Below are 22,558 nucleotides of genomic sequence, written 5' to 3' on the forward strand. Positions count from 1 at the left end.
GCAAAGTAACGGTGGTATTCTACTCTGCTGAGTCAGAGCGAGAGTAAAATCGACTACATTATTCTGGAATAAAACTGCGTGAGATTATTTGCTCAAATCGGCTGGTATTTCCGCCGCGAGTGGCGCCGCTACCTGGGGGCGGTGGTGCTGCTGATCGTCATCGCCATACTGCAACTGTTGCCGCCCAAGCTGGTGGGCATCATTGTCGACGGCGTCACCGAAAAACAGATGTCCGCCGGCGTGTTGATGGCCTGGCTGGGGCTGATGCTCGGCACTGCCGCGATTGTCTACCTGCTGCGCTACGTGTGGCGGGTGCTGCTGTTTGGTGCCTCTTATCAACTTGCCGTCGAACTGCGCGAGAACTTCTATCGCCAGCTCAGCCGGCAGAACCCGGCCTTTTATCTGCGTCACCGCACCGGTGATCTGATGGCACGCGCCACCAATGATGTGGATCGGGTGGTTTTCGCCGCCGGTGAAGGGGTGCTGACGCTGGTGGATTCACTGGTGATGGGGTTGGCGGTGCTGGTGGTGATGAGCACCCAAATCAGCTGGCAACTGACCCTGCTGTCGCTGATCCCGATGCCGATCATGGCGATCGTGATTAAGTACTACGGCGATCAGTTGCATCAGCGCTTTAAATCGGCGCAGGCGGCGTTCTCCAGCCTGAACGATCAGGCTCAGGAAAGCATGACCAGCATCCGCATGATCAAGGCATTCGGCCTGGAAGATCATCAGTCCAACCAGTTTGCGGAAGTCGCCGCCCAAACCGGTGCCAAAAACATGCATGTGGCGCGGATAGACGCCCGTTTTGATCCGACGATTTATATCGCCATCGGCGCTTCCAATCTGCTGGCGATCGGCGGCGGCAGCTGGATGGTGGTAAACGGTTCGCTGACGCTCGGCCAATTGACCAGCTTCGTGATGTACCTCGGCCTGATGATTTGGCCGATGCTGGCGCTGGCCTGGATGTTCAACATCGTGGAACGCGGCAGTGCAGCCTATGGTCGTATTCGCAGCCTGCTGGAGGAAGCGCCGGCGGTGACGGACGGTGAGAACATGTTGCCGGCCGGGCGCGGTAGCCTGGAGGTCGACATCCAGGCATTCCATTATCCGGGAAATTCACACGCGGCACTGCACAACGTGGCGCTGAAACTGGATCCGGGGCAGATGCTCGGCCTGTGTGGGCCAACCGGTGCCGGGAAGTCGACGCTGCTGTCGTTGATCCAGCGTCAGTTTGATATTGATGATGGCCAGATTAGTTATCAGGGGATGCCTCTGACCCAGGTGAAGCTTGACGATTGGCGCTCCAGGCTGTCCGTGGTCAGCCAGACGCCGTTCCTGTTCTCGGATAGCGTTGCCAACAATATCGCGCTGGGCAAGCCGGGAGCGACGCAGGAGCAGATTGAGCGCGCGGCTCGCCTGGCCAGCGTGCACGAAGATATCTTGCGGCTGCCGCAGGGCTATGAAACCGAAGTGGGCGAGCGCGGCGTAATGCTCTCCGGCGGACAGAAGCAACGTATTTCCATTGCGCGCGCCCTGTTGCTGGATGCGGAAATCCTGATCCTCGACGACGCGCTCTCTGCAGTGGATGGCCGCACTGAACACCAGATCCTGCACAATTTACGCAGTTGGGGGCAGAACCGGACGGTGATTATCAGCGCGCACCGGCTTTCGGCATTGACTGAAGCCAGCGAGATCCTGGTGATACAACACGGCAGCGTAGCGCAACGCGGCCAGCATACCGCACTGGCGGATCAGCCCGGCTGGTATCGCGATATGTATCGCTATCAGCAACTGGAGGCGGCGCTGGATGAAGCACCGCAAGCCGGCGAGGAGATAGTAGCCAATGAATAAAATGCAAAAGCTGTGGCCGACGTTGAAACGGCTGCTGGCTTATGGTTCGCCTTACCGCAAACCGCTGGGGCTGGCGGTGTTGATGCTGTGGGTAGCCGCGGCGGCGGAAGTCGCCGGGCCGATACTGGTCAGTTACTTTATCGATAATTATGTCGCCAGGGGCCAATTGCCGTTAATGATCGTCTGCGGGCTGGCGGCGGCCTACATTTTGCTGGAGCTGTTGGCGGCGGCGCTGCACTATTTTCAGGCGTTGTTGTTCAATCAGGCGGCGGTGGGGGTGGTTCAGCGTCTGCGCACTGACGTGATGGACGCTGCACTGCGCCAGCCGCTAAGCGCCTTCGATACGCAACCGGTCGGGCAGTTAATCTCCCGGGTGACCAATGACACCGAAGTGATTAAAGATCTGTACGTGATGGTGGTTTCCACCGTGCTGAAAAGCGCCGCGTTGATTGGCGCCATGCTGGTGGCGATGTTTAGCCTCGACTGGCGCATGGCGCTGGTGGCGATCTGCATCTTCCCGGCGGTCATTGTGGTGATGGGCATTTATCAGTACTACAGCACGCCGGTCGTACGCCGAATGCGCGGCTATCTGGCGGATATCAACGACGGTTTTAACGAAGTGATCAACGGCATGGGCGTGATCCAGCAGTTCCGTCAGCAGATCCGCTTTGGCGAGCGCATGAGCGCTGCCAGCCGTTCACACTATTCCGCACGTATGCAGACGCTGCGCCTGGACGGTTTTCTGCTGCGGCCGCTGCTCAGTCTGTTTTCGGCGCTGGTGCTGTGCGGCCTGCTGATGCTGTTCGGTTTCAGCGGCGAAGGGTCGATAGGCGTCGGCGTGCTGTATGCCTTTATTAATTACCTGGGGCGTCTGAATGAACCCTTGATTGAACTGACGTCGCAGCAGTCGATTCTGCAACAGGCGGTGGTGGCCGGTGAGCGTATTTTCGAGCTGATGGACCGCAGCCAGCAGAGCTACGGTGCAGACGATCGCCCATTGGAAAGCGGGCGTATCGAGATCGACAACCTGAGCTTCGCCTACCGTGAAGATAAAAAGGTGCTGCAACATATTTCGCTGTCGGTGCCTTCGCGCGGTTTCGTGGCACTGGTCGGCCATACCGGCAGCGGCAAGAGCACGCTGGCTAACCTGCTGATGGGCTATTACCCGGTCAACGAAGGCGAAGTGCGTCTTGATGGGCGCCCCTTGTCCAGTCTGTCACACCGTACGCTGCGCCAGGGCGTGGCGATGGTGCAGCAGGATCCGGTGGTGATCGCCGAGTCGGTGCTGGCCAACGTCACTTTGGGGCGTAACATCAGCGAAGAGGCGGTCTGGCAGGCGCTGGAAACGGTGCAGTTGGCTGAGCTGGTACGTGCCTTCCCGCAGGGCATCCACACCCGCCTGGGCGAGCAGGGCAACAACCTGTCGGTGGGCCAGAAACAGCTGCTGGCAATGGCCAGGGTATTGGTGCAGGCGCCGCAGATCCTGATCCTCGACGAGGCGACCGCCAACATTGATTCCGGAACCGAGCAGGCGATCCAGCGCGCTTTGCGTTTGATCCGTGAGCACACCACGTTGGTGGTGATCGCTCACCGCTTGTCGACCATTGTCGATGCCGACTCGATTCTGGTGTTGCACCGCGGTCAGGCAGTGGAACAGGGCAATCATCAGCAACTGTTGGCGCAGCAGGGGCGTTACTACCAGATGTATCAACTGCAACTGGTAGGCGAGGAACTGGCCGCCGCCACCCGCGAAGAAACGCAAACCGCATAATCCCAGGGGCCGGTCATCAAAACCGGCCCTTTCTTTATTCCTGCCACGCACCACAAACAGGCATCCATCCTTTTCAAATCCCTTTCCCTGCACTTTCTCGACGCGTAACGCACCAAAATAGTGCGCAATATTTAATCAGCGCTATGCGTGAGAGCAGGTTACCGGGTTAGCGCTACACATCGCATCGCCGCCCCGCCGGTTAATTTGCTGAATTCGCGTACAAAACCATTTGTGGCATAGCCTTTGCTTTATAAGACTCGTACCAAGGGGGAGTTTGGGCTTAATTCGTGGAGGGGCAATATGAAGCTGGTTACCGTGGTGATTAAACCATTCAAGCTGGAGGACGTGCGTGAAGCCCTATCCTCTGTAGGTATTCAGGGGCTGACCGTGACCGAAGTGAAAGGGTTTGGTCGCCAGAAGGGACATGCTGAGCTCTATCGCGGAGCGGAATACAGCGTCAACTTCTTACCTAAAGTCAAAATTGACATTGCTATCGCCGACGATCAGTTAGACGAAGTGGTTGATGTCATTAGTAAAGCGGCCTACACCGGCAAAATCGGTGACGGCAAAATTTTCGTTGCCGAATTGCAACGTGTCATTCGCATTCGCACCGGCGAAACAGACGAAGCAGCACTGTAATCACAGGCTCAGTAAAGTAATGGGGATGGATTGATAATGAAAAAACTTTTATCCATGTTGGGCCTGAGTACGGTAACCATGGTTCCTTCTTTGGCCCTGGCCGCTCCGGCGGTCGCAGACAAGGCTGACAACGCGTTCATGATGATTTGCACCGCTTTGGTGCTGTTCATGACCTTGCCGGGCGTAGCTCTGTTTTACGGTGGTTTGTTGCGTTCCAAAAACGTGCTCTCCATGTTGACTCAGGTCACTGTCACCTTCGCAATGGTATGCGTGCTGTGGGTACTTTATGGCTACAGCCTGGCTTTCAGCGAGGGCAATGCGTTCTTCGGCGGGTTCCAGACGGCGATGCTGAAAGGCATTGGCATTGATAGCGTCACCGGCACCTTTAATCAGATGATCCACGTGGCGTTCCAGTGCTCCTTCGCGTGCATCACCGTGGCGCTGGTAGTAGGCGGTTTTGCCGAGCGTATCCGCTTCTCTGCCGTCGTGATCTTTGCGGCTATCTGGTTCACCATTTCCTATCTGCCGATTGCACATATGGTATGGGGCGGCGGTTTCCTGGCTGCTGACGGCGCGCTGGACTTTGCCGGCGGTACCGTGGTGCACATCAACGCGGCAAGCGCCGGGCTGATTGGTGCTTACCTGTTGGGCAAACGAGCCGGTTTCGGCAAAGAAGCGTTCAAACCGCATAACCTGCCAATGGTGTTTACCGGCGCGGCTATCCTGTATGTCGGCTGGTTTGGCTTCAACGCCGGTTCTGCCAGCGCGGCTAACGGCATTGCGGCACTGGCATTCCTGAACACCGTGATTGCTACTGCCGGCGCGATCCTCTCCTGGACCTTTGCCGAGTGGATTGTGCGCGGTAAGCCTTCGCTGCTGGGCGCTTGCTCCGGGTGTATCGCCGGGTTGGTCGCCATCACGCCGGCGGCGGGCACCGTGGGTGTCGGCGGGGCGTTGATTATCGGCCTGATTGGCGGTATTGCCGGCCTGTGGGGTGTGGTCACGCTGAAGAAATGGCTGAAAGTGGACGATACCTGTGACGTGTTCGGCGTCCATGGCGTGTGCGGTATTGTCGGCTGTCTGTTGACCGGCGTGTTCACCTCTTCCTCACTGGGCGGTACCGGTTACGCAGAAGGCGTCACCATGGGCCATCAAGTGTGGGTCCAGTTGCTGAGCGTGGTGATCACCCTGGTCTGGTCCGGTGTGGCGGCCTTTATCGCCTTTAAAGTGGCGGGTGCCATCGTCGGTCTGCGCGTACCGGAAGAGCAGGAACGCGAAGGTCTGGACGTCAACAGCCATGGCGAGAGTGCCTATAACCAATAAGCCTTGAAGAAGGGCAGTGCGCTAAATAACTCGAAAAATAATGATGATGCGAAAAGGGCGATGGCGACATCGCCCTTTTTTTTTGCTTTAGGCTTCGCGTTGGCGAATTACGCCTTCTTGCACCGTAGTGGCGACCAGCACGCCGTCTCGGGTGTAGAACTGGCCGCGCACAAAGCCGCGTGCCCCAGAGGCGGAGGAGCTTTCCACTGCGTACAGCAACCAGTCATCCATGCGGAACGGCCGGTGGAACCACATCGAATGATCGATGGTCGCCACCTGCATGCCCGGCTCAAGGAAGCCGACGCCGTGCGGTTGCAGTGCCGTCGGCAGGAAGTTGAAATCTGACGCATAGCCCAACAGATATTGATGGATACGCTGATCGTCCGGCATGGTGCCGTTGGCGCGGAACCACACGTAGCGATGCGGTTCTTCCACCGTGCCTTTCAGCGGGTTATGGAATTTGACCGGGCGCATTTCGATCGGCTTCTGGCCGATAAACTTTTCACGAACCTTATCCGGCAACATATGCGCCAGTTTCTGGGCAATGTCGGATTCGGACATCAACCCCTCTGGCGGCGGCACGTCCGGCATGGTGTTTTGGTGTTCAAACCCCGCTTCCGGGGTTTGGAAAGAGGCGGTCATGTAGAAGATCGGTTTACCGTGCTGAATGGCGCTGACGCGACGGGCACTGAAGCTATTGCCATCTCGCAGGATTTCTACGTCATAAATAATCGGCTTGCTGCTGTCGCCAGGCCGCAAGAAGTAGCTGTGGAACGAGTGCACACTGCGTTCTGCCGGCACCGTTTGTTTGGCGGCATACAGCGCCTGGCCGACCACCTGACCGCCGAATACCTGACGCAGACCCAGATCTTCACTTTGCCCGCGGAATAACCCTTCTTCGATTTTCTCCAGATCCAGCAGATCGAGGAGGTTTTGCAGTGCCTGGCTCATAAAGTTACTACCCTTTTAATAATCATTTTGCGCAGTGTGCGGAATATCACGGCAAGACGTCAATATGTTGCGTTAAAGCACAGGGAAAATTGCCTGAATATTGAGCGTTATTAGAAGCCTAAGTGATTAATAGGCAGTGCTAAATGGATTTTTCAGTATTTTGTGCTAAGTTTAATGAGTGGGGTGGTGAAAGCCACCAAGGTATTGATAATAAAAAAGGAGACCGATCCATGAAACTCTGGCAAATCGTAGGTGGAGCAGCAGCATTGACGATCACCCTGGCGGGTTGTGCTCAAAAGAGCGCCAATGTGCCTGTGCCGGCAGCGGAAAACCCAGCGATTGCGCAAACGCAGATTCAGGGCCCGGCGGTAACTGGTTCGGTTAACATTCGCCAGCGTATTGCGCTGCCACCGGATGCCGTACTGACGGTTACGCTCTCTGATGCCTCATTGGCGGATGCGCCGTCGAAAGTGATTGCCCAGCGCGCGGTGCGCACTGAAGGCAAGCAGGCGCCGTTTAATTTTGTACTGCCTTACAACCCGGCAGATATTCAGCCCAACGCGCGTATCATTCTGAGCGCGGCCATTACGGTAAACGGTCGGATGACCTTTATTACCGACACTATCCAGGAAGTAGTGAACCGCAACGGCACCCGAGCCGACCTGCAGTTGGTTCCGGTGCAGGGCATTGCGGTTCAGGCGACGCCAACGGCCATGCCGTAAACCGGCAATCCTGAAGCAGTAAGAGATCAACAGCCTTTGCGCTCCGGCCAAAGGCTGTTTTGTTGCTACCAGCGCCAGCCGTAAATCAGCAGATCGACCGTACTGTGCGCGCCAAAGATGATCCCCTCACCCAGCAGTGCCTGGCGCTGACGTTGAAAGTCCTCCCCCTGCTGCGAAATCTGGCCATGGCGGTTAATCACCCGGTGCCAGGGCAGGCTGCTGCCTTCCGGCAAGCGCCTCAATACGCCACCGACCTGACGTGCGGCGCGCGGTGAGCCGGCCAGCCGAGCTACCTCGCCATAGGTCGTGACCTTGCCATAGGGAATGGCGGCTACCACGTGGAACACGCGCTGGCTGAATGTGGCGTCTTCTGGTTCCATTTATGTTTTCCTGCTGCGGCAAAAAACCAAGGATGGAAGTGTGCCACAGCCGAGGTGGGTAAGAAAACAGCGGTTGGTCCCGGTTGGCTTGCTATTTGGCTGGCCATCACCGATAATGCCCACCGCTTCGCAGTCTTGGAAGCCGTCAATGGGGGCCCTGTTGGTTCTCCCGCAACACTAACTTGTGAACTCGGTCAGATCCGGAAGGAAGCAGCCGCAGCAGGTGACGTGTGTGCCGGGATGTAGCTGGCAGGGCCTCCACCAATTTCAGTGACTGATTGATTTATCGGTTATTAATTGAAATTTAGCGCATTGAATTCGTAGGTGTCACACTTTTTGTGTATCACTCAGGATGCTAACTCCGTCTCATCCCCGTCTCACCCGTCTCACCCGTCTCACCCGTCACGGCGTTTGGAATTACCGAAGAGTCAACCTCACAGCTCCAAAACGTCGGGAAATCCACGTATTGACCTGCTCCCCATTGATTAACACACCACGACGTCAGTAATGTCTTCATTGATCCTGCCCCGAACAATACCGGCCTAAGCGATATTCTGATTTTCAAATTGTTCCAGGCTAAAACTGCGGCCGCCACTGTGACGACGCCAACGATTGTAATCACACTCGATATAATTAAACACCGCAGCTCGCATTATTTCCAGGTTGGCAAAATGCTCACGTGGATGCATTCCACCTTCAGTGCGAGGAAAAAGCTTTCTACGCAGGTATTATTGTAACAGTTACCTTTCGCGTTCATGCTGCCAGGCAGAACTATGTCACGGTCACCCTTTATTCCGCTCAGGCAATTGCCGTTTGGGTCGGGCATTTTTACGGCAAGTTCGCTTTCACGCTCTGATGATGTCAGTTGCTGCTGTTGTTTGCTGTGCCGGGTATAGCGTTGCGATTTATACATGCAGGTTGAGTTGGCGTGCGGCTGCCGCAACACTGATATGCTCGGAGACGAAATTCCTGCGTATATTATTTCCGCGTTTTCTTACTGTTTGATGTTGGTTTTATCATCTGAATCATCTCCGGTTGAGTGTTTACTCATTTAGCTGCGAGTTTGCTATTTCTGGATAAAGTCATTATTTATGCAGATATAAAGTTACATTATGAAAAGCTTTATTTGTTGACATATTTAAAGTTAAAAAAATATATACCAAATGGTATAAATTAATCAAGCGTTATATTCCTCTGATATTTAACATTTCAATAGATTGTTTAACCATTTTAATGCATTGTTTTTCGATTAATGCGTAAATTATGGCTTTTTAGCAGAATATGTTTCTTAAATATTAGCACTGCTTATTTATTGTTGTAATGGTGTCAGATTTACCCTATGCTTTTTAACACTTGATTTACACAGGGTAGTGGTTATGAAAAAAACGATGTTAATACTGGCACATCCAAAATTTGATGAGTCAGTGGTCAATAAGATTCTTATCGAAAAAGTAATGTCAAATAATGATGTTTATATCAATAATCTATCCGAGAGATATAAAGACGAAAAATTCGATATCGAAGATGAGCAGAGGTTATTGATCCAGCATGAGCGCATTATTTTTCAATTCCCACTCTATTGGTATTCATATCCTGCCATCTTAAAAAAATGGATGGACGATGTTTTTACTCCAGGATTCGCATACGGAAGAAAAGGAGAATTATTGGGAACCCATTTGGTAGGTAAACAATTCAGCATCGTCTCTACCATCGGCGGCGTCGAACAAATGTATACGCCTGGAGGCATTGTTGGATCGTCAGTCAACGAGTTGCTCAGGCACTTACAGGCCACAATAGAGTATGTTGGGGGTGTTTATACTTATCCTCATTTTGTATATGGATCGGCTTTTGTAAAAAATGAAGAGCATTTAAATCAGGGCGTCGAGTCATATCTTGAGTATATTTCAAGTGAATATTACCCGAAAGATAAACAGTATGAAAAATTGGCCAAGCTAGCCTATGAATATCAAGCGAAAGGTTATTACTGATAAGGTTGTCGAGTTACCAGATAATATTACGCTAGTAGACAAGCACGTTGACTATCTAAGCTGCCAATGTCACGAAATACCGAAAGGTATTACGGCTCAAGAAGCCTACATAACCATGACGTCCTCTCAGCCAAAATGGTTAAGCATGTTATTCTCAATAAGAGATATTCTTGGCAAGGTTGGTGGTGTTAAGGCGGTAAAAGGTTTCAATAAGTTAGAAAAAAAAGATTTTGAAATATACGATAAAATTCATTTTTTTAATATTGTTGAAAAATCTGATGATAAATTAACCTTGATGCTAAGAGACTCTCATCTTGATGTGTGCCTTTGCTTGGTTATAGTCAACAGCAAGTTAAACTCGCATACAAACGAATTATATTTGGCGACATCTGTAAAAAACAAAAACTTCTTTGGCAAGCTTTATATGGTGCCGGTTTCTTTTATGCACCCGTTTATTGCAAAAAAACTTATTTTTAATATCAATGCATAGTGAGAGATGAATTATGAATTCCAATAAAGATCTTGTTGAATGCAGTTTGGTGCATAAAACAGATGCTAACGATGTTTTGGTTTACAAGCCTGAAATAGTTTTAAAGAGCGTAATAACTCAATCTGAATATAAAGATTTAGTTCACCTTTTACCGGGTGAGCAACAAAAAATCGATTCAGTGTACTATGCAAGCGAAGATATCTATATATTAAGGACATTGCCTCACTGCATCCCCCAGTCGGTTGGTGCGAGTATGCTTTCAGAAATTAATTTAGAAGGATTTTACGTTAGTGACGGAAATGGAATGCTGAAAATAGTTCCACAGTATGTCCCGCTTCATGTAGAGGAAGCAATAAGACGTAAGCTGTCCCCCCATACGCTTCCAATTCAACAGGCCGAGAAGGAAATCATCGCATCTCTAAGTAATGATGCTGTTGTTAATTCCTATATGCTTTTGAATAATACCAGAGATTTATATTTTTATAAAAAAAATCATGAGCATATTCCTGGCATGATGTTAATTGAGGCTGCAAGGCAGGCGGCTTACGATTATGTTTATAAATACACCGGTTATGCATTCAAAAGCGTGTCAATTTCAATGTCAAAAATAGACGTTGATTTTTTTGATTATTCAATATCTTCCTATCCTGTCGAGATCTTATTCTCTCACAGGGATAAGGTACGTCGTCACAAACCCAAAAAGATCGAAAAACAAGCTTGGTTTTATCAAAGGGGTAGACTTACAGGGACGTTTTATTTAGAGGGTGGCATTATTCCAATGACTATTTTTCCTCAAATGAGAAATGAAAAATACCCTAAAGAGCATTTGTTTTTTCCTTTCAAAGACAATAGGTATGTAGAGATCCTTGACAGCAATCTTGATGCACTGACAATGAAAGTGATTTCATTATCACTATGCAGTATTACGGTAGAGAATGACTATAACAGTCAGACTATGAACATTACCGATTTAAGGATTGGTGGCGTTACATTTCCAATGGAGGGTTATTCGTTAAACCCTAACAATAGAAATGAACTTAACATTGCACTTGGGGGGCTCTCAAAATCGCAAAAGCTACTTTTAAATAATATCATCAATACCCATTATTACCACAAAGACACCTTCGAACTAGTGGGTTTACCTTTACCTAACTAAAAGAGGGAGAGGAATGAAGCATAATGACATGAAGTTATTTGATGGGTTGCATATTAATAAAAACATCACATTGAAAAACAGGCTTTTTTTTTCTTCTGTAGGGCTTGATCTGGCAACCGAAGACGGACTCTTCTCTGATGCCCTTTATTCTTTTTACAAGGATATGATTGATGGGGAAATGGGGATGGTGAAAATAGGAAATTCGACTGTCTCACCGACCTCCAGACTTCATGCTACAGGCCTTGCGCTATACAACAGCAAGCATGCTAAAGCACTTGAACCCATTATTAACTATGCAGCGGAAAAAGATGTTCTACTGGTCATTCAGTTACAACATTATGGTTCCCAAGGTTCGACCAAACATACTGGTGTACCACTTTTATCGCCTAGTGGTCAGTATTGTAAAAAAATGACCCGTAAATTTCCTGATGACACAATTATGGCGATGTCACTGGAAAGTGTAAGACAAGTAATAAATGAATTCGCCATTGCGGCCTCGTTAGTCAAACAGGCAGGTGGCAAGGCGATTCAAATTCAGGCTGGCAATGGTTATTTAATTAGCAGTTTCTTGTCCCCTTATACCAACCACAGGTGCGACGATTATGGAGGTAACGATAGAAATAGGGGGAGAATATTAATAGAGATAATTCAAGAGATTCAATTACGCACAAATAACGAATTAGCTATTTTTGTCAGGCTAGGCATCGATGATTGTTTTGATGAAGATATCGGACAAAAACCTGAGTTTATGAGGTGTATTGTCGAAGAGATGGAAAAATTGGGCGTTGCGGGTATTGAATGTTCAATCTGTATAGGTGAAACATTTGGTCGCTTCCTGAACGGCTACGATCAATCCATAAAGAACAGGCTCTTTGAAGGGGCTATGTTAATAAAATCTTTTACGTCTACAATACCTGTAGGTTGTACCGGATTAGTAAGATCAATTGATGATGCGGAGTCATTATTACAGCAATATAAATTAGATTACATTGGTATGGCAAGAGGGTTACTGGCGGACCCTAAACTGTTCCTTAAATACAATGCTAACGTACCGGGTAATGTATGCCGCTTTGATGGTTATTGTTTTCGTGATAAAAGCAATCCAGAGTTAGACAGAGTCTATTGCTGTGTAAACCCTGATTATTTGAGAAATCCACTTATTAAATACGAGTAAACATTATGTACACTGAATTTTCTAATAAGAATGTGGTTGTCGTCGGCGGTACTAATGGAATGGGCCTGGATTTGGTATCCAGATTGATTTCGCTCAATGCGAACGTAATTGTCCTTGGCAGGAATATTGACAAGCCAGAGTTGGAAGAATTCAAGCCAAGATGTGAATTTATCAAGTGTGATATCTCAAATCAGGATGATGTCGAAAAAGCCTTTGATTCCATTGCCAGTAATTACGACGTTATCCATTATGCCGTAAATAATGCGGGTGTCACTGCTCCTTACACAGAAGTCGCGAATCTGGATATGGGAAAATGGAAATCCATCATTGATACTAATTTGACTGGGACAGCTCATTGTTTGCAAAGACAAATCAAGCTTATTTCAAAAAATAAAAATGGTGCTATTGTTAACGTATCTTCGTGTGCTGGACTGCAAGCCTTAAAATTACAAGCTGCTTATTCCGTGAGCAAGGCCGCGGTCAACATGCTGACTCAGGTTGCATCCATCGAATGCGCTGAAGATGGCGTGGATTCTTATGCCGTGCGTATTAATGCTGTTGCACCGGGCCCAATACTAGGAGGGATGAATACCGAAGAAAATCTGTTACAAAATCCAGAGCGAACTAAAAGAAAAGTCTCTGTGACGGCCATGAAAAGGTTTGGAACTGCGACAGAAGTTGTCAATAGTATCCTCTGGTTGCTAGGTCATCAATCATCTTATATTACGGGCATAGTATTACCGGTAGACGGCGGGTTTAGTTCTGGGAAATTTAACTGAGATGACTGCGACTGGAAGACGAATTTTTATAACGGGTGTCAGTCGAGGGATTGGTAAAGAACTCGCTCTTTACCACCTCGAGAACGGCGACCACGTTTATGGTGTGTCACGCTTTTTAGGTGATGACTTCTCCACCTATACCAATTTCCATCATCTTGGATTAGATCTCTCTGAAACTGATTTAATACCAAAATATTTAAATAATTTCTTCGAGAGCAACCCATGCACTGAATTCTCTCGTGTATATTTGAATGCGGGCCTTATAGATGATATCTATTTTTTAAATGAATTAAATATCGAGAAGTTTAACTATATACTGTCTGTGAATCTAGCAGCCTATAAACAGGTTTTGGATTTTTTCATTAATCATAAAGTGATTGATATCAGCGAAGTTGTCGTGTCCAGTTCGATTGCTGGGGTGAGGGCACGGGCTGGCATGTCAGCTTATGCAGTTTCCAAAGCTGCATTAAATATGTTAATGAAAATATATGCATTAGAAAACCCTTCGATTTTTATCGTTGTGGCAGGGTTATGTATTTTTGATTCGGCGGTATCGCAAGTTGTCACGCCGGGAAATACTAACTTAAAACGTTTTAAGGAACTACAAAATCTGGCAAATCGATTGAATACCCCGAAGTACATGGTAAGTGCAAAGGAACGTTCTATGGATTTGATTTTTGTTTTGGATCATCTCGTTGAGTTGGGTGTGTCCTCCGGGGATTTTTTTGAGATCCGTGAAATTTTGAAAATATAAGTTATCATGCTGGCCGTAATATAGATGGCCTGTTTTATCGATGCCGGTATCGACGGGTTTTTATGTTGGCGTTATTTTCGCCATTGTCAGCAATGTCGGTTATCGATACGGAACGGTAACCGTTGCCTTATTGTTCGACGCCGTCATTGCTGTAGAGCAGATTGTTGTGGCATAGCATCGCGCAGCTGCAATTTTTACCTGCCGTGGGTGATGGGGGCTGTCTTTGTAATTATCGCATAACTGTAAGAACAATCACTCTCAGGTTAATAGTGTCATTTTTATTGAGTATTAGGAAAGAGCATTCCGGGACGCCTCATCAAGAGGATAAAAACGCCACGCCCCGGGAATGCTTAGGGGATGATAAAGCATGTGTAAATGGGGTTAAGCTCCCTTTCCTGGATCGTCTTAGTGTTCTTTGACTGATTGAGTGAAAACAGAAGGCCGCGAGCTCCTTAGTTTCTTCACTGTATTTAGAACTTCTGAGAACCCCAGAAGCAGTATCTTCCATCTCACCTCCTGTTATGATGAGTCATACTTCTTTGAGATAGCGCAGGGCCTACTAATCTTTTTTGGATATCGGGTGTATTGGTATCTGCCAGATTTTTATGGGTAAAGCGCTGTGAAATTTTTCCCCTTCTCCGTTGGCCACGTGATTTCACAGATTTGTCGCAGTGTTGCCAACGTTGATTTCCCTCCCCGCAGGTGTCACAATAATGGTGCATCATCTACTTGTAGTGCATTGAATAAAAAGGTTTTTTATCTTTCAGCGTGAGCTGGCAGGGCCGCCACCAATTTCTGCCTTGGCCGTTTTCTCGTCGCCGCTCTTATGCACTTTTTCAGCCTGTAACTCAGTCTGTTCATTCGATAACTGTATGTTTTAATAAGTCATCCGAGCAGATTTTTACCGAAATAATAATATGATGTATCAGTAATGTTGGTATCAATGTTTTTTCTTATTGCGAGACACCGGAATAGTATAATAACCATCTTAATGTTACGGAGTGTTGGTGCAATAGTTAAGGTATTGTTTCAATAATGTCATTGATGCCTGAAGTTGTCTGACGATAACTTTGATATTGACTATATATAGGTTGGTACGGGCTTTTGGACAATAATCAGGCATCAAATTAGGCTGTAACATGATTTATATCATTAATAATAACGTTACCTTTAATACCGGAAATGGCTCGTTAAAGAGCATGAAAAATGGTAAGGAAGTATTTTTATCAAGCCTGAATATCAGAGTGTTCAAATGCTTGCTTGAGTATGGCGTGAAGCCTGTCAGCCGAGAAGATATTTTTAAGCAGGTTTGGGGTGAACAAAGTCTGAACGTATCCTCCGCGACGCTAAACCAATATATTAGCCTGACACGCCGGGCATTGCTTTCTGTAGGATTTAACGATCGCCTGATAATCACGGTGGCGAAAACCGGTTATAAAATTAACAAAGCAATATCAATAAGCGAGTTGGACGCTGAAAATCCCAAATCGCCAGTTGGCGAAGCGACCGCAGTGATGCTTTCTGACAGCAGAGTCAAAACGGGACAAACCCGTTATCATCTGGCGATTTTTCTTCGCACTTTATCTATTGTCTTGCCTCTTGCCCTCCTGTTTTTTTTGTTTTTTTACTATCAGCATCACCGCGAGAATGAAAAACGGAATTTCCTTTCTTATCTTGGTATGGTAAATGGTTGCCCGGTTTATTACTCTGGGAAATACCTCGATAAAAAAGTTGGCAGTTATTTGCAGTTTTTGACTAAAAATAATCTTTATGGAAATCGGTGTGGCAAGGATGAATTCATTATTTCACGAGTTAATCATTCTATTAATGCCACGGAAGATAGTGGCAGGCAGTTCATCGCAAAGTGTGTAATGGACAGCAATTCCTTGTATCACATTTGTGAGAGTGAGTATATCCGCGCATGGAAAAAAAATTAACTTTATTGTCGGCAGTATTGATTTCCCTTTGTATCATTATGGGAGGGAGTGTGTATTACTTTACCCATTCTCGCAATGACCTGAAAGGCATCAACTGTGAGGCAAATGCTAAATTTACTTATATCAATAATCTGGAAAATAGCAGTACACCGAAGGATATTCGGCTTGTTCTAAAAATGAACTATGTTTTTCTTCCAAAAAGTAAAGGTGTTCTGACTCTTACCGGAGTAGCAAGCAATGGTGATAAGCGATACTTTGTTAACCGTGATATGAGTTTCTCCTATGTAGCTCAGGATAATTTTTATCGGTTCCAGTATGCCGGTGAGCGGCGATCTGCCAGAGATACTTTACCTGCCGATGTTTACTCTTATTTTTTCAATAGTGAAACTAGTTTTTATCACATTGATTATCTTGATAAAGTCACCCTGATGTTTAGTAATGTTTACTCTCCGATGTTCCTTTGTAATATCAACATATAACGCCACCTAATAAAAAGTAGCCAGAAGTATTGTCCATAGGTTGTTTTTTTCTCATCAATAACCTTCTTTATTCTGGGGCTGTGGTTTGCCTTACCATCTACGTTATACTCTTATAATTAATATATAAGGTAAGTTACCCTTATTGTTTCGTATTTTTGTTATTTTATATTTTAACGTAACTCATTGTTTTTTATGTATTATATTTAATTAATTTTGATTTTAAAATGTTATAAATTTTATGTTTTATGTTTGGTTTTTAATCTGTTGCCATTGGGTTTTTGTCATGTTTTATTAGATGGCTCATCCGGTTTTACTCTGTCCCAGTTTCAGTTATGGCAGGTTTTGTGGTGTTGGAATAGAAGTGACACCAAGCTTTTGGTTTATTTTTATCAATAGGTGATAGATGGACGCACATAGCATTGCTCTGAACAACACTCAAATGGAAAATGAAGAGGTTGTTTTAAATAACAACGATAAAACATTGTTGTTTAAAAAAGAGAATGTCATCATTGAAATGACCGAGTTGCAACGCCGGTTTATGCTTTGTCTGCTTAGCGGTATAAATAAAAAAAATGATATCATTCGAGTGGTGTGGTTTTACAATCATGAAACTATCAGCGATAACAACTATCACCAAATGATATTTCAATGCCGTTCACTGTTGTCACGACATGGCATCCCTGCTCAGGTGATTAAGACCATCCCTCGATTTGGCGTTATGTTGAGTTTTCAGACCCGTACGCAGAAAACTACCGCCAGTATAGAGCCTGAAAATGATACTTCATCGAGAACTGGTCAGGGAAATAAGTTTTCAGAGAACGTTAATTATAGAGTTGTACTGACAATCACTCTGCTTTTTTCGGCGGTTGTGCTTATGGGGGCATCGGTCTGGCATTTCATTGGGGAATACCACCAATTTATATGATTACCTGGAGGCTTAAATGAGTAAGCAGTTTGTTTTTTTTATTTCATTTTTCTTTCTGGTGAATGTGGTTTTTATTATATCTCAACTTTTTAATATTTACCGTGTCGTTCAGGTCGATGCTTCGTTGCGGCATAATATTGTGCCTGAAAATGGGCGTTATGTCGGTTTTCCTGCGAAAGATGATATAGAAAAAATCAATGCTGTTGGTTTTTTTGGCCACCATGAGGAAATACGAGGAGGTGGAAATAACGGCATGAGCTATAAAGTTAACTCACAGGGGGTAAATGACGATGTTATCAATAATGCCCCTGAAACGCGTCTGGCAGGAAAAATTACCGGCTTGCTATTGAGCGATAACCATAAATACAGCCTGGTAGTAATAGAGCGCGCCGGTAAGCAGGCCAGCTATGGTATGGGCGATCGCATCGCTGACAGCAACGTTGTTATATTAAGAATACTGCAAGATAAAATATTGCTTGATGAGAATGGTTACTACGTCTCGATGATTTTAAAAGACTAGGTATATTTTATTTTTAGGATGAAAAATTATTAAGGTCATAAGGCTACATCGTGATTACGCATCTTTTTTACCCTTTTAACCATCAACGGATTCGCCTTCCCTGGCGGGAATTGGTGGTGGTATTCATGTTGGCTGTTACTCCCGGGATAACGTATGCAACGTCATTCTCTGCCAATTTCAAAGGTACGGATATTCAGGAATTTATCAACACGGTCAGTAAAAATCTGGGCAAAACGATCATTATTGATCCGGCGGTGAAAGGAAAGGTCACCGTACGTAGCTATGAGCAGCTTAGCGATAAACAATATTATCAATTCTTCCTGAATGTGCTGGACGTGTACGGATATACCGTCATTGGTATGCCAAATAACGTACTTAAAGTCATTGTGGCGAAAGACGGGAAAAGAGCCGCTTTGTCGCAGGCCGGCAGTGAGCTGATTGCGGAAGGCGATGAGGTTGTAATGCGCATTGTCCCTCTGCGCAATATGGCGGCCAAGGATATCTCCCCATTGTTGCGTCAGTTGAATGACAGCGTGGGCATTGGCAGCGTGGCACATTATGAACAGGGTAACGCGCTGTTGATCACCGGCAGAGCCGCTGTAGTGAATGGGTTGATCGATATTGTTCGGGAGATGGATCAAGACGACAGCAATCAGATAGAAACGCTTGCGCTGAAGCATGCTGCGGCGGCAGAGATTGTGCGGATGGTCAATGCGCTGTTCCGCGAAGAGGGCAAGCAGCGGATGGCGGGTGCCGCGACGCTGCGACTGGTCGCGGATGACAGAACCAATACTGTGATGCTGACCGGCGACGATCGGATCCGCCAATTTGTTAAGGACATGATTTATCAGTTGGATAACAAGAGCGTCAATCAGGGCAATACCAAAGTCATTCAACTGAAATATGCCAAGGCGCAGAGCCTGGTCGAGGTACTGACCGGGATTAGCTCGGGCTTGCAGAATGAAAAAGAAGGCGCAGCGGCCAATGTAGCGCTGTTGAAAAATGTGGTGATCAAAGCCGATGAACAAACCAATGCGCTGATCATCACCGCTGCGCCGGATGTGATGCGCGATCTGGAAGAGGTGGTTACCAGGTTGGATGTCCGCCGCGCTCAGGTGCTGGTTGAGGCGGTGATTGTCGAGGTACAGGACGGTCAGGGCCTGAATATCGGCGTTCAGTGGGCCAATAAGTACGGCGGCGGCACGCAGTTTGCCGGCAATGTACCCGGTGTTTCATCGGGTTTTGACGGCGGAATGCTTGAAGCCTTCAACAAGGCCAGCGGCTTGATGACTGGCTTTTACAGCGGAAACTGGGGGGTATTGTTATCCGCTATCGCCAGCAACAATCAAAATAATATCCTGGCTACGCCGAGTATTGTCACTCTGGATAACGCCGAAGCGGAATTCAGCGTAGGTCAGGATGTGCCTATTCTGACCGGCTCGCAAACCACCAACAGCGATAACGTTTTCAATACCGTCTCGCGTAAAACGGTGGGAATAAAACTCAAGGTCAAACCGCAGATTAACAAAGGGCAATCGGTCCTGATGCAGATTGAGCAGGAAGTCTCCAGCGTGGCCGACAATACGCAGGTCTCCTCCGATTCCCTCGGCGCCACTTTTAATATCCGTACGGTAAATAACACCGTGCTGGTCGACAGCGGCGAAACGGTGGTGGTTGGCGGTCTGCTGGATAAAACCAATTCAGAGGTGGAAAGCAGCGTTCCGCTGTTGGGGAAAATCCCGGTGTTGGGCGCGCTGTTCCGTTCTACGTCGGTGAAAGAGAGCAAGCGCAATTTAATGCTGTTCATCCGCCCGACCATCATCCGCACGACTGAAGGATTCTCTCGGCAAAGCCAACGTAAAGTCGGCAAATTCGATGCCGAGCAGCGGGAAGATATCGAGCTGAAAACGGCGTTGCGCGAGGAAATCTCTTCTGGACCAACTGCGGGTGACAATCAAGCGTTTCTCAGCGTCATTTCGCAGGTAAATGCGTTTTATGACCAAGAGGGAAAATCATGACGCTGAGCCCCTCCGGCCATCTGTTGCCTTTTGCCTGGGCACGCCAGCACGGCGTGCTCGCCGTCGCTGAGCCGAGCGGCACACAGTTATATTGCCATCAGCAAACGACTTATGCCGCGCTGATAGAAGCATACCGCTGTTTGCCGGGCGAGCCGATGTTGGTGCGGTTGGAACCTGAAATCTTTGAGCAGAAGCTGGTGGTGTATTACCAGCAGGAGGCCGGTCATGCGCAGAAGATGATCGACGATCTGGGTGGCGAACTGGACTTTTATACGCTGGCGGAAGAGCTGCCGGAGCAACAGGACCTGCTGGATGAGCAGAACGATGCGCCAATCATCCGCCTGATCAACGCCATGCTGAGTGAGGCAATCAAAGCCCGTGCTTCCGATATCCATATCGAAACCTACGAAAGCGAATTGGTGATCCGTTTTCGCATTGACGGTGCGCTGCAACGCATTTTGGCGCCACAGCGCAAATTGGCCGCGCTGTTGGTGTCGCGCATCAAGGTGATGTCGAAATTGGACATCGCTGAAAAACGGGTGCCGCAGGATGGACGCATGACGTTGAAGGTCGGTGGACGGGCGATTGATGTGCGCGTATCGGTGATGCCGGCCAGCCACGGTGAACGGGTGGTTATGCGTCTGTTGGACAAAAATAGCGTCAGGCTGGATCTGCCCAGTTTGGGTATGACGCAGGAACGTCAACAGGCGCTCCTGCGTCTGATTAAGCAGCCGCACGGCATCATCCTGGTTACCGGGCCGACCGGCTCCGGCAAGAGCACCACGCTCTATACCTTGCTGAACCAGATTAATGACGAAAACCGCAACATCATGACCATTGAAGATCCCGTCGAATACGAGTTGAGCGGCATTGCGCAGACTCAGGTGAATCCGAAGGTGGACATGACCTTCGCCCGCGGGCTGCGTGCGCTGCTGCGCCAGGATCCCGATGTGGTGCTGATTGGTGAGATCCGCGACGGCGAAACGGCGCAGATTGCGGTTCAGGCTTCGCTGACCGGGCATCTGGTGCTGTCCACGCTGCATACCAATACGGCTATCGGCGCGATTGCCCGGTTACGAGATATGGGCGTTGAGCCATTCTTGCTGTCCAGCTCGCTCAGCGGCGTGTTGGCGCAGCGCCTGGTGCGGCGGCTCTGTCCGCAATGCCGCGAACCTTACACTCTGTCTGATAGGCAACGGCGGGTGTTTGATCTGCCTGCGGATCGGGGCGTCACTTGCTGGCGACCGATGGGCTGCAACGCCTGCAATGGGCAAGGCTACCTTGGGCGCATCGGTTTGCATGAGTTGCTGGTGCTGGATGAACCCATGCGCCTGGCTATCCACCGTGGAGACAGCGAGATCGACATCATGCGTCTGGCTGCCTCAGGTTATCAGTCTTTACGCCAGGATGGGATCGCAAAAATGAACGCCGGCGAGACCAGCCTGGAAGAGGTTCTGAGAGTGACCCGCGAAGGGGATGGCGATGAGATTTGATTATCATGCCTGCGACAGGCAAGGGCGTACCCGACGCGGGGGGCTCGAGGCGGATTCCTTGCGGCATGCCCGTGATCTGTTGCGTGAAAAAGGGTGGCAGGTGTTGGCGGTTAAGGCCAAAAAAACGCGGGGTTTCAATAGTCTGACTGGCTTGCGGCTTACCTCCGGCGTTACGAGCAGCGACCTGGCGTTGTTGACCCGTCAGTTGGCGACCTTGATGTCCGCAGCATTGCCGCTAGAAGAAGCGCTGATGGCGGTGGCGCGGCAAACGGAAAAGAAAGGTTTGCAGACGGTGCTGACGCAGGTACGTCTGCGGATCCTGGAAGGTTTTTCCCTGGCGCATGCGTTGGGGCAATACCCGCCTGTTTTTGATCGTCTGTACTGCGCCATGGTGACCGCCGGCGAAATCTCCGGCCATCTGGCACCGGTGCTGGAGCGTCTGGCCGACTATGTCGAACAGCGCCAGCAAATGAAAAACAAGATCACTCAGGCATTGGTGTACCCGATGGTACTGACGGTGGTGGCGATCGGGGTAGTGGCCATCTTGCTTACTGCGGTGGTGCCCAAAGTCATAGAGCAATTTATTCATATGAAACAGGCCTTGCCGTTGTCTACCCGGCTGCTGATCGGTGCCAGTGATGCCATCCGGCAATGGGGGTTGGCAGCGCTGATGCTGATGCTGGCGGGCGTCGGTTGGTTTCGCTATCGCCTGAAAGAGCAGGCCAGGCGTACCCGGTGGCATGCTTTTATCCTGCGGATGCCGGTTATCGGCAAGTTGACCCTGGGTGTGAATACGGCGCGCTACGCCAAAACGTTGAGCATTTTGAACGCCAGCGCGGTGCCGTTGCTGGAGGCGATGCGCATCAGCGCCAGTGTGCTGGGCAATGATCATGCCCGGCAGCGGTTGCAGGCGGCGATGGAACGGGTGCGTGAAGGCGAAGGGTTGTCGCCGTCTTTGGAGGGGACTGCGCTTTTTTCGCCGATGATGCGGCACATGATCATGTCCGGTGAGCGCAGCGGTGAATTGGAAATGATGCTCGAGCGGGCGGCGAATATGCAACAGGATGCCTTTAATCGGCAAATAACCTTGGCTCTGGGGTTGTTTGAACCTTTATTGGTGATAGTGATGGCCAGCTCGGTGCTGTTTATTATTTTGGCTATCCTGCAGCCAATATTGCAGCTCAATAATATGATTGGATGATGAA

The 22,558-nt window shown here is 48.6% G+C and carries 20 protein-coding genes, 1 other RNA gene and 1 pseudogene; 19 read left to right on the top strand and 3 right to left on the bottom strand.

Annotated elements, in window-relative coordinates:
- The first annotated feature begins 78 nt into the window (after positions 1–78).
- The 4 genes from D4100_RS17060 (at position 79) to amtB (ending at position 5,587) form a co-directional block, all read left to right on the top strand.
- Positions 79–1,854, top strand: coding sequence for a SmdA family multidrug ABC transporter permease/ATP-binding protein (locus D4100_RS17060; protein ID WP_119804829.1), 1,776 nt, complete (start codon positions 79–81; stop codon positions 1,852–1,854).
- On the top strand, positions 1,847–3,625 hold the full coding sequence (locus tag D4100_RS17065) for a SmdB family multidrug efflux ABC transporter permease/ATP-binding protein (RefSeq protein WP_006322217.1): 1,779 nt from the start codon (positions 1,847–1,849) through the stop codon (positions 3,623–3,625). The genes D4100_RS17060 and D4100_RS17065 overlap by 8 nt, the downstream gene beginning before the upstream one ends.
- Positions 3,626–3,925: 300 nt before the next feature.
- The gene (gene glnK, locus D4100_RS17070) at positions 3,926–4,264 is read left to right on the top strand and encodes a P-II family nitrogen regulator (protein ID WP_004949337.1); all 339 of its coding nucleotides are present in this window, start codon (positions 3,926–3,928) and stop codon (positions 4,262–4,264) included.
- Between the two features lie 36 nt (positions 4,265–4,300).
- Positions 4,301–5,587, top strand: a complete 1,287-nt coding sequence (amtB, locus tag D4100_RS17075; RefSeq protein WP_006322220.1) for an ammonium transporter AmtB — start codon at positions 4,301–4,303, stop codon at positions 5,585–5,587.
- Between the two features lie 87 nt (positions 5,588–5,674).
- On the opposite strand, the gene tesB is transcribed toward amtB, so the two are convergent.
- Positions 5,675–6,538: an acyl-CoA thioesterase II gene (gene tesB / locus D4100_RS17080; protein WP_119804830.1), complete on the bottom strand. Its 864-nt coding sequence runs from the start codon at positions 6,536–6,538 to the stop codon at positions 5,675–5,677.
- A 230-nt stretch (positions 6,539–6,768) separates the two neighbouring features.
- Between tesB and D4100_RS17085 the strand changes: the two genes are divergently transcribed.
- The gene (locus D4100_RS17085) at positions 6,769–7,260 is read left to right on the top strand and encodes a YbaY family lipoprotein (RefSeq protein WP_119804831.1); all 492 of its coding nucleotides are present in this window, start codon (positions 6,769–6,771) and stop codon (positions 7,258–7,260) included.
- Positions 7,261–7,325: 65 nt separating this feature from the next.
- Here D4100_RS17085 and D4100_RS17090 read toward each other — a convergent pair whose 3' ends face one another.
- Positions 7,326–7,640, bottom strand: a complete 315-nt coding sequence (locus tag D4100_RS17090; protein WP_119804832.1) for an MGMT family protein — start codon at positions 7,638–7,640, stop codon at positions 7,326–7,328.
- A gap of 158 nt (positions 7,641–7,798) precedes the next feature.
- Between D4100_RS17090 and ffs the strand changes: the two genes are divergently transcribed.
- Positions 7,799–7,895, top strand: an RNA gene (gene ffs / locus D4100_RS17095) — signal recognition particle sRNA small type.
- A 287-nt stretch (positions 7,896–8,182) separates the two neighbouring features.
- Here ffs and D4100_RS17100 read toward each other — a convergent pair.
- A pseudogene (locus tag D4100_RS17100) lies at positions 8,183–8,409 on the bottom strand (IS3 family transposase); the annotation flags it as partial.
- A gap of 607 nt (positions 8,410–9,016) precedes the next feature.
- Between D4100_RS17100 and D4100_RS17105 the strand changes: the two are divergent.
- The 13 genes from D4100_RS17105 to gspF all read left to right on the top strand — a co-directional run bounded on the left by D4100_RS17105 (position 9,017) and on the right by gspF (position 22,554).
- Positions 9,017–9,628, top strand: a complete 612-nt coding sequence (locus D4100_RS17105) for an NAD(P)H-dependent oxidoreductase (RefSeq protein WP_006322228.1) — start codon at positions 9,017–9,019, stop codon at positions 9,626–9,628.
- Complete coding sequence (locus D4100_RS17110) at positions 9,600–10,118, top strand: DUF2867 domain-containing protein (RefSeq protein ID WP_119804833.1); 519 nt, start codon at positions 9,600–9,602, stop codon at positions 10,116–10,118. Before D4100_RS17105 ends, D4100_RS17110 begins: the two co-directional genes overlap by 29 nt.
- 13 nt (positions 10,119–10,131) lie before the next feature.
- Entirely contained in the window at positions 10,132–11,274 is a 1,143-nt protein-coding gene (locus tag D4100_RS17115) for an AfsA-related hotdog domain-containing protein (RefSeq protein WP_119804834.1), read from the top strand.
- Between the two features lie 13 nt (positions 11,275–11,287).
- Positions 11,288–12,448 (top strand): oxidoreductase, encoded by a 1,161-nt coding sequence (locus D4100_RS17120; protein ID WP_119804835.1) that lies wholly within the window; start codon positions 11,288–11,290, stop codon positions 12,446–12,448.
- A gap of 5 nt (positions 12,449–12,453) precedes the next feature.
- Positions 12,454–13,227 carry an SDR family NAD(P)-dependent oxidoreductase gene (locus D4100_RS17125; protein ID WP_006322232.1) on the top strand — a complete coding sequence of 258 codons (774 nt, stop codon included), beginning with the start codon at positions 12,454–12,456 and terminating at the stop codon, positions 13,225–13,227.
- 1 nt (position 13,228) lies between these two features.
- Positions 13,229–13,981, top strand: coding sequence for an SDR family NAD(P)-dependent oxidoreductase (locus D4100_RS17130; RefSeq protein ID WP_006322233.1), 753 nt, complete (start codon positions 13,229–13,231; stop codon positions 13,979–13,981).
- Positions 13,982–15,120: 1,139 nt separating this feature from the next.
- Positions 15,121–15,918 carry a winged helix-turn-helix domain-containing protein gene (locus D4100_RS17135; protein WP_119804836.1) on the top strand — a complete coding sequence of 266 codons (798 nt, stop codon included), beginning with the start codon at positions 15,121–15,123 and terminating at the stop codon, positions 15,916–15,918.
- Positions 15,903–16,397: a FidL-like protein gene (locus tag D4100_RS17140; RefSeq protein WP_006322235.1), complete on the top strand. Its 495-nt coding sequence runs from the start codon at positions 15,903–15,905 to the stop codon at positions 16,395–16,397. The genes D4100_RS17135 and D4100_RS17140 overlap by 16 nt, the downstream gene beginning before the upstream one ends.
- Positions 16,398–16,800: 403 nt before the next feature.
- Entirely contained in the window at positions 16,801–17,322 is a 522-nt protein-coding gene (locus D4100_RS17145; protein WP_119804837.1) for a winged helix-turn-helix domain-containing protein, read from the top strand.
- Between the two features lie 16 nt (positions 17,323–17,338).
- Positions 17,339–17,842: a type II secretion system protein N gene (locus D4100_RS17150; RefSeq protein WP_119804838.1), complete on the top strand. Its 504-nt coding sequence runs from the start codon at positions 17,339–17,341 to the stop codon at positions 17,840–17,842.
- A gap of 125 nt (positions 17,843–17,967) precedes the next feature.
- Positions 17,968–19,860: a type II secretion system secretin GspD gene (gene gspD / locus D4100_RS17155; protein ID WP_244941675.1), complete on the top strand. Its 1,893-nt coding sequence runs from the start codon at positions 17,968–17,970 to the stop codon at positions 19,858–19,860.
- Complete coding sequence (gene gspE, locus D4100_RS17160; RefSeq protein WP_119804839.1) at positions 19,857–21,353, top strand: type II secretion system ATPase GspE; 1,497 nt, start codon at positions 19,857–19,859, stop codon at positions 21,351–21,353. The genes gspD and gspE overlap by 4 nt, the downstream gene beginning before the upstream one ends.
- Positions 21,343–22,554: a type II secretion system inner membrane protein GspF gene (gene gspF / locus D4100_RS17165; protein WP_119804840.1), complete on the top strand. Its 1,212-nt coding sequence runs from the start codon at positions 21,343–21,345 to the stop codon at positions 22,552–22,554. Before gspE ends, gspF begins: the two co-directional genes overlap by 11 nt.
- Positions 22,555–22,558: the final 4 nt, after the last annotated feature.

This window comes from Serratia inhibens (assembly GCF_003591175.1).
Lineage (GTDB): Bacteria > Pseudomonadota > Gammaproteobacteria > Enterobacterales > Enterobacteriaceae > Serratia > Serratia inhibens.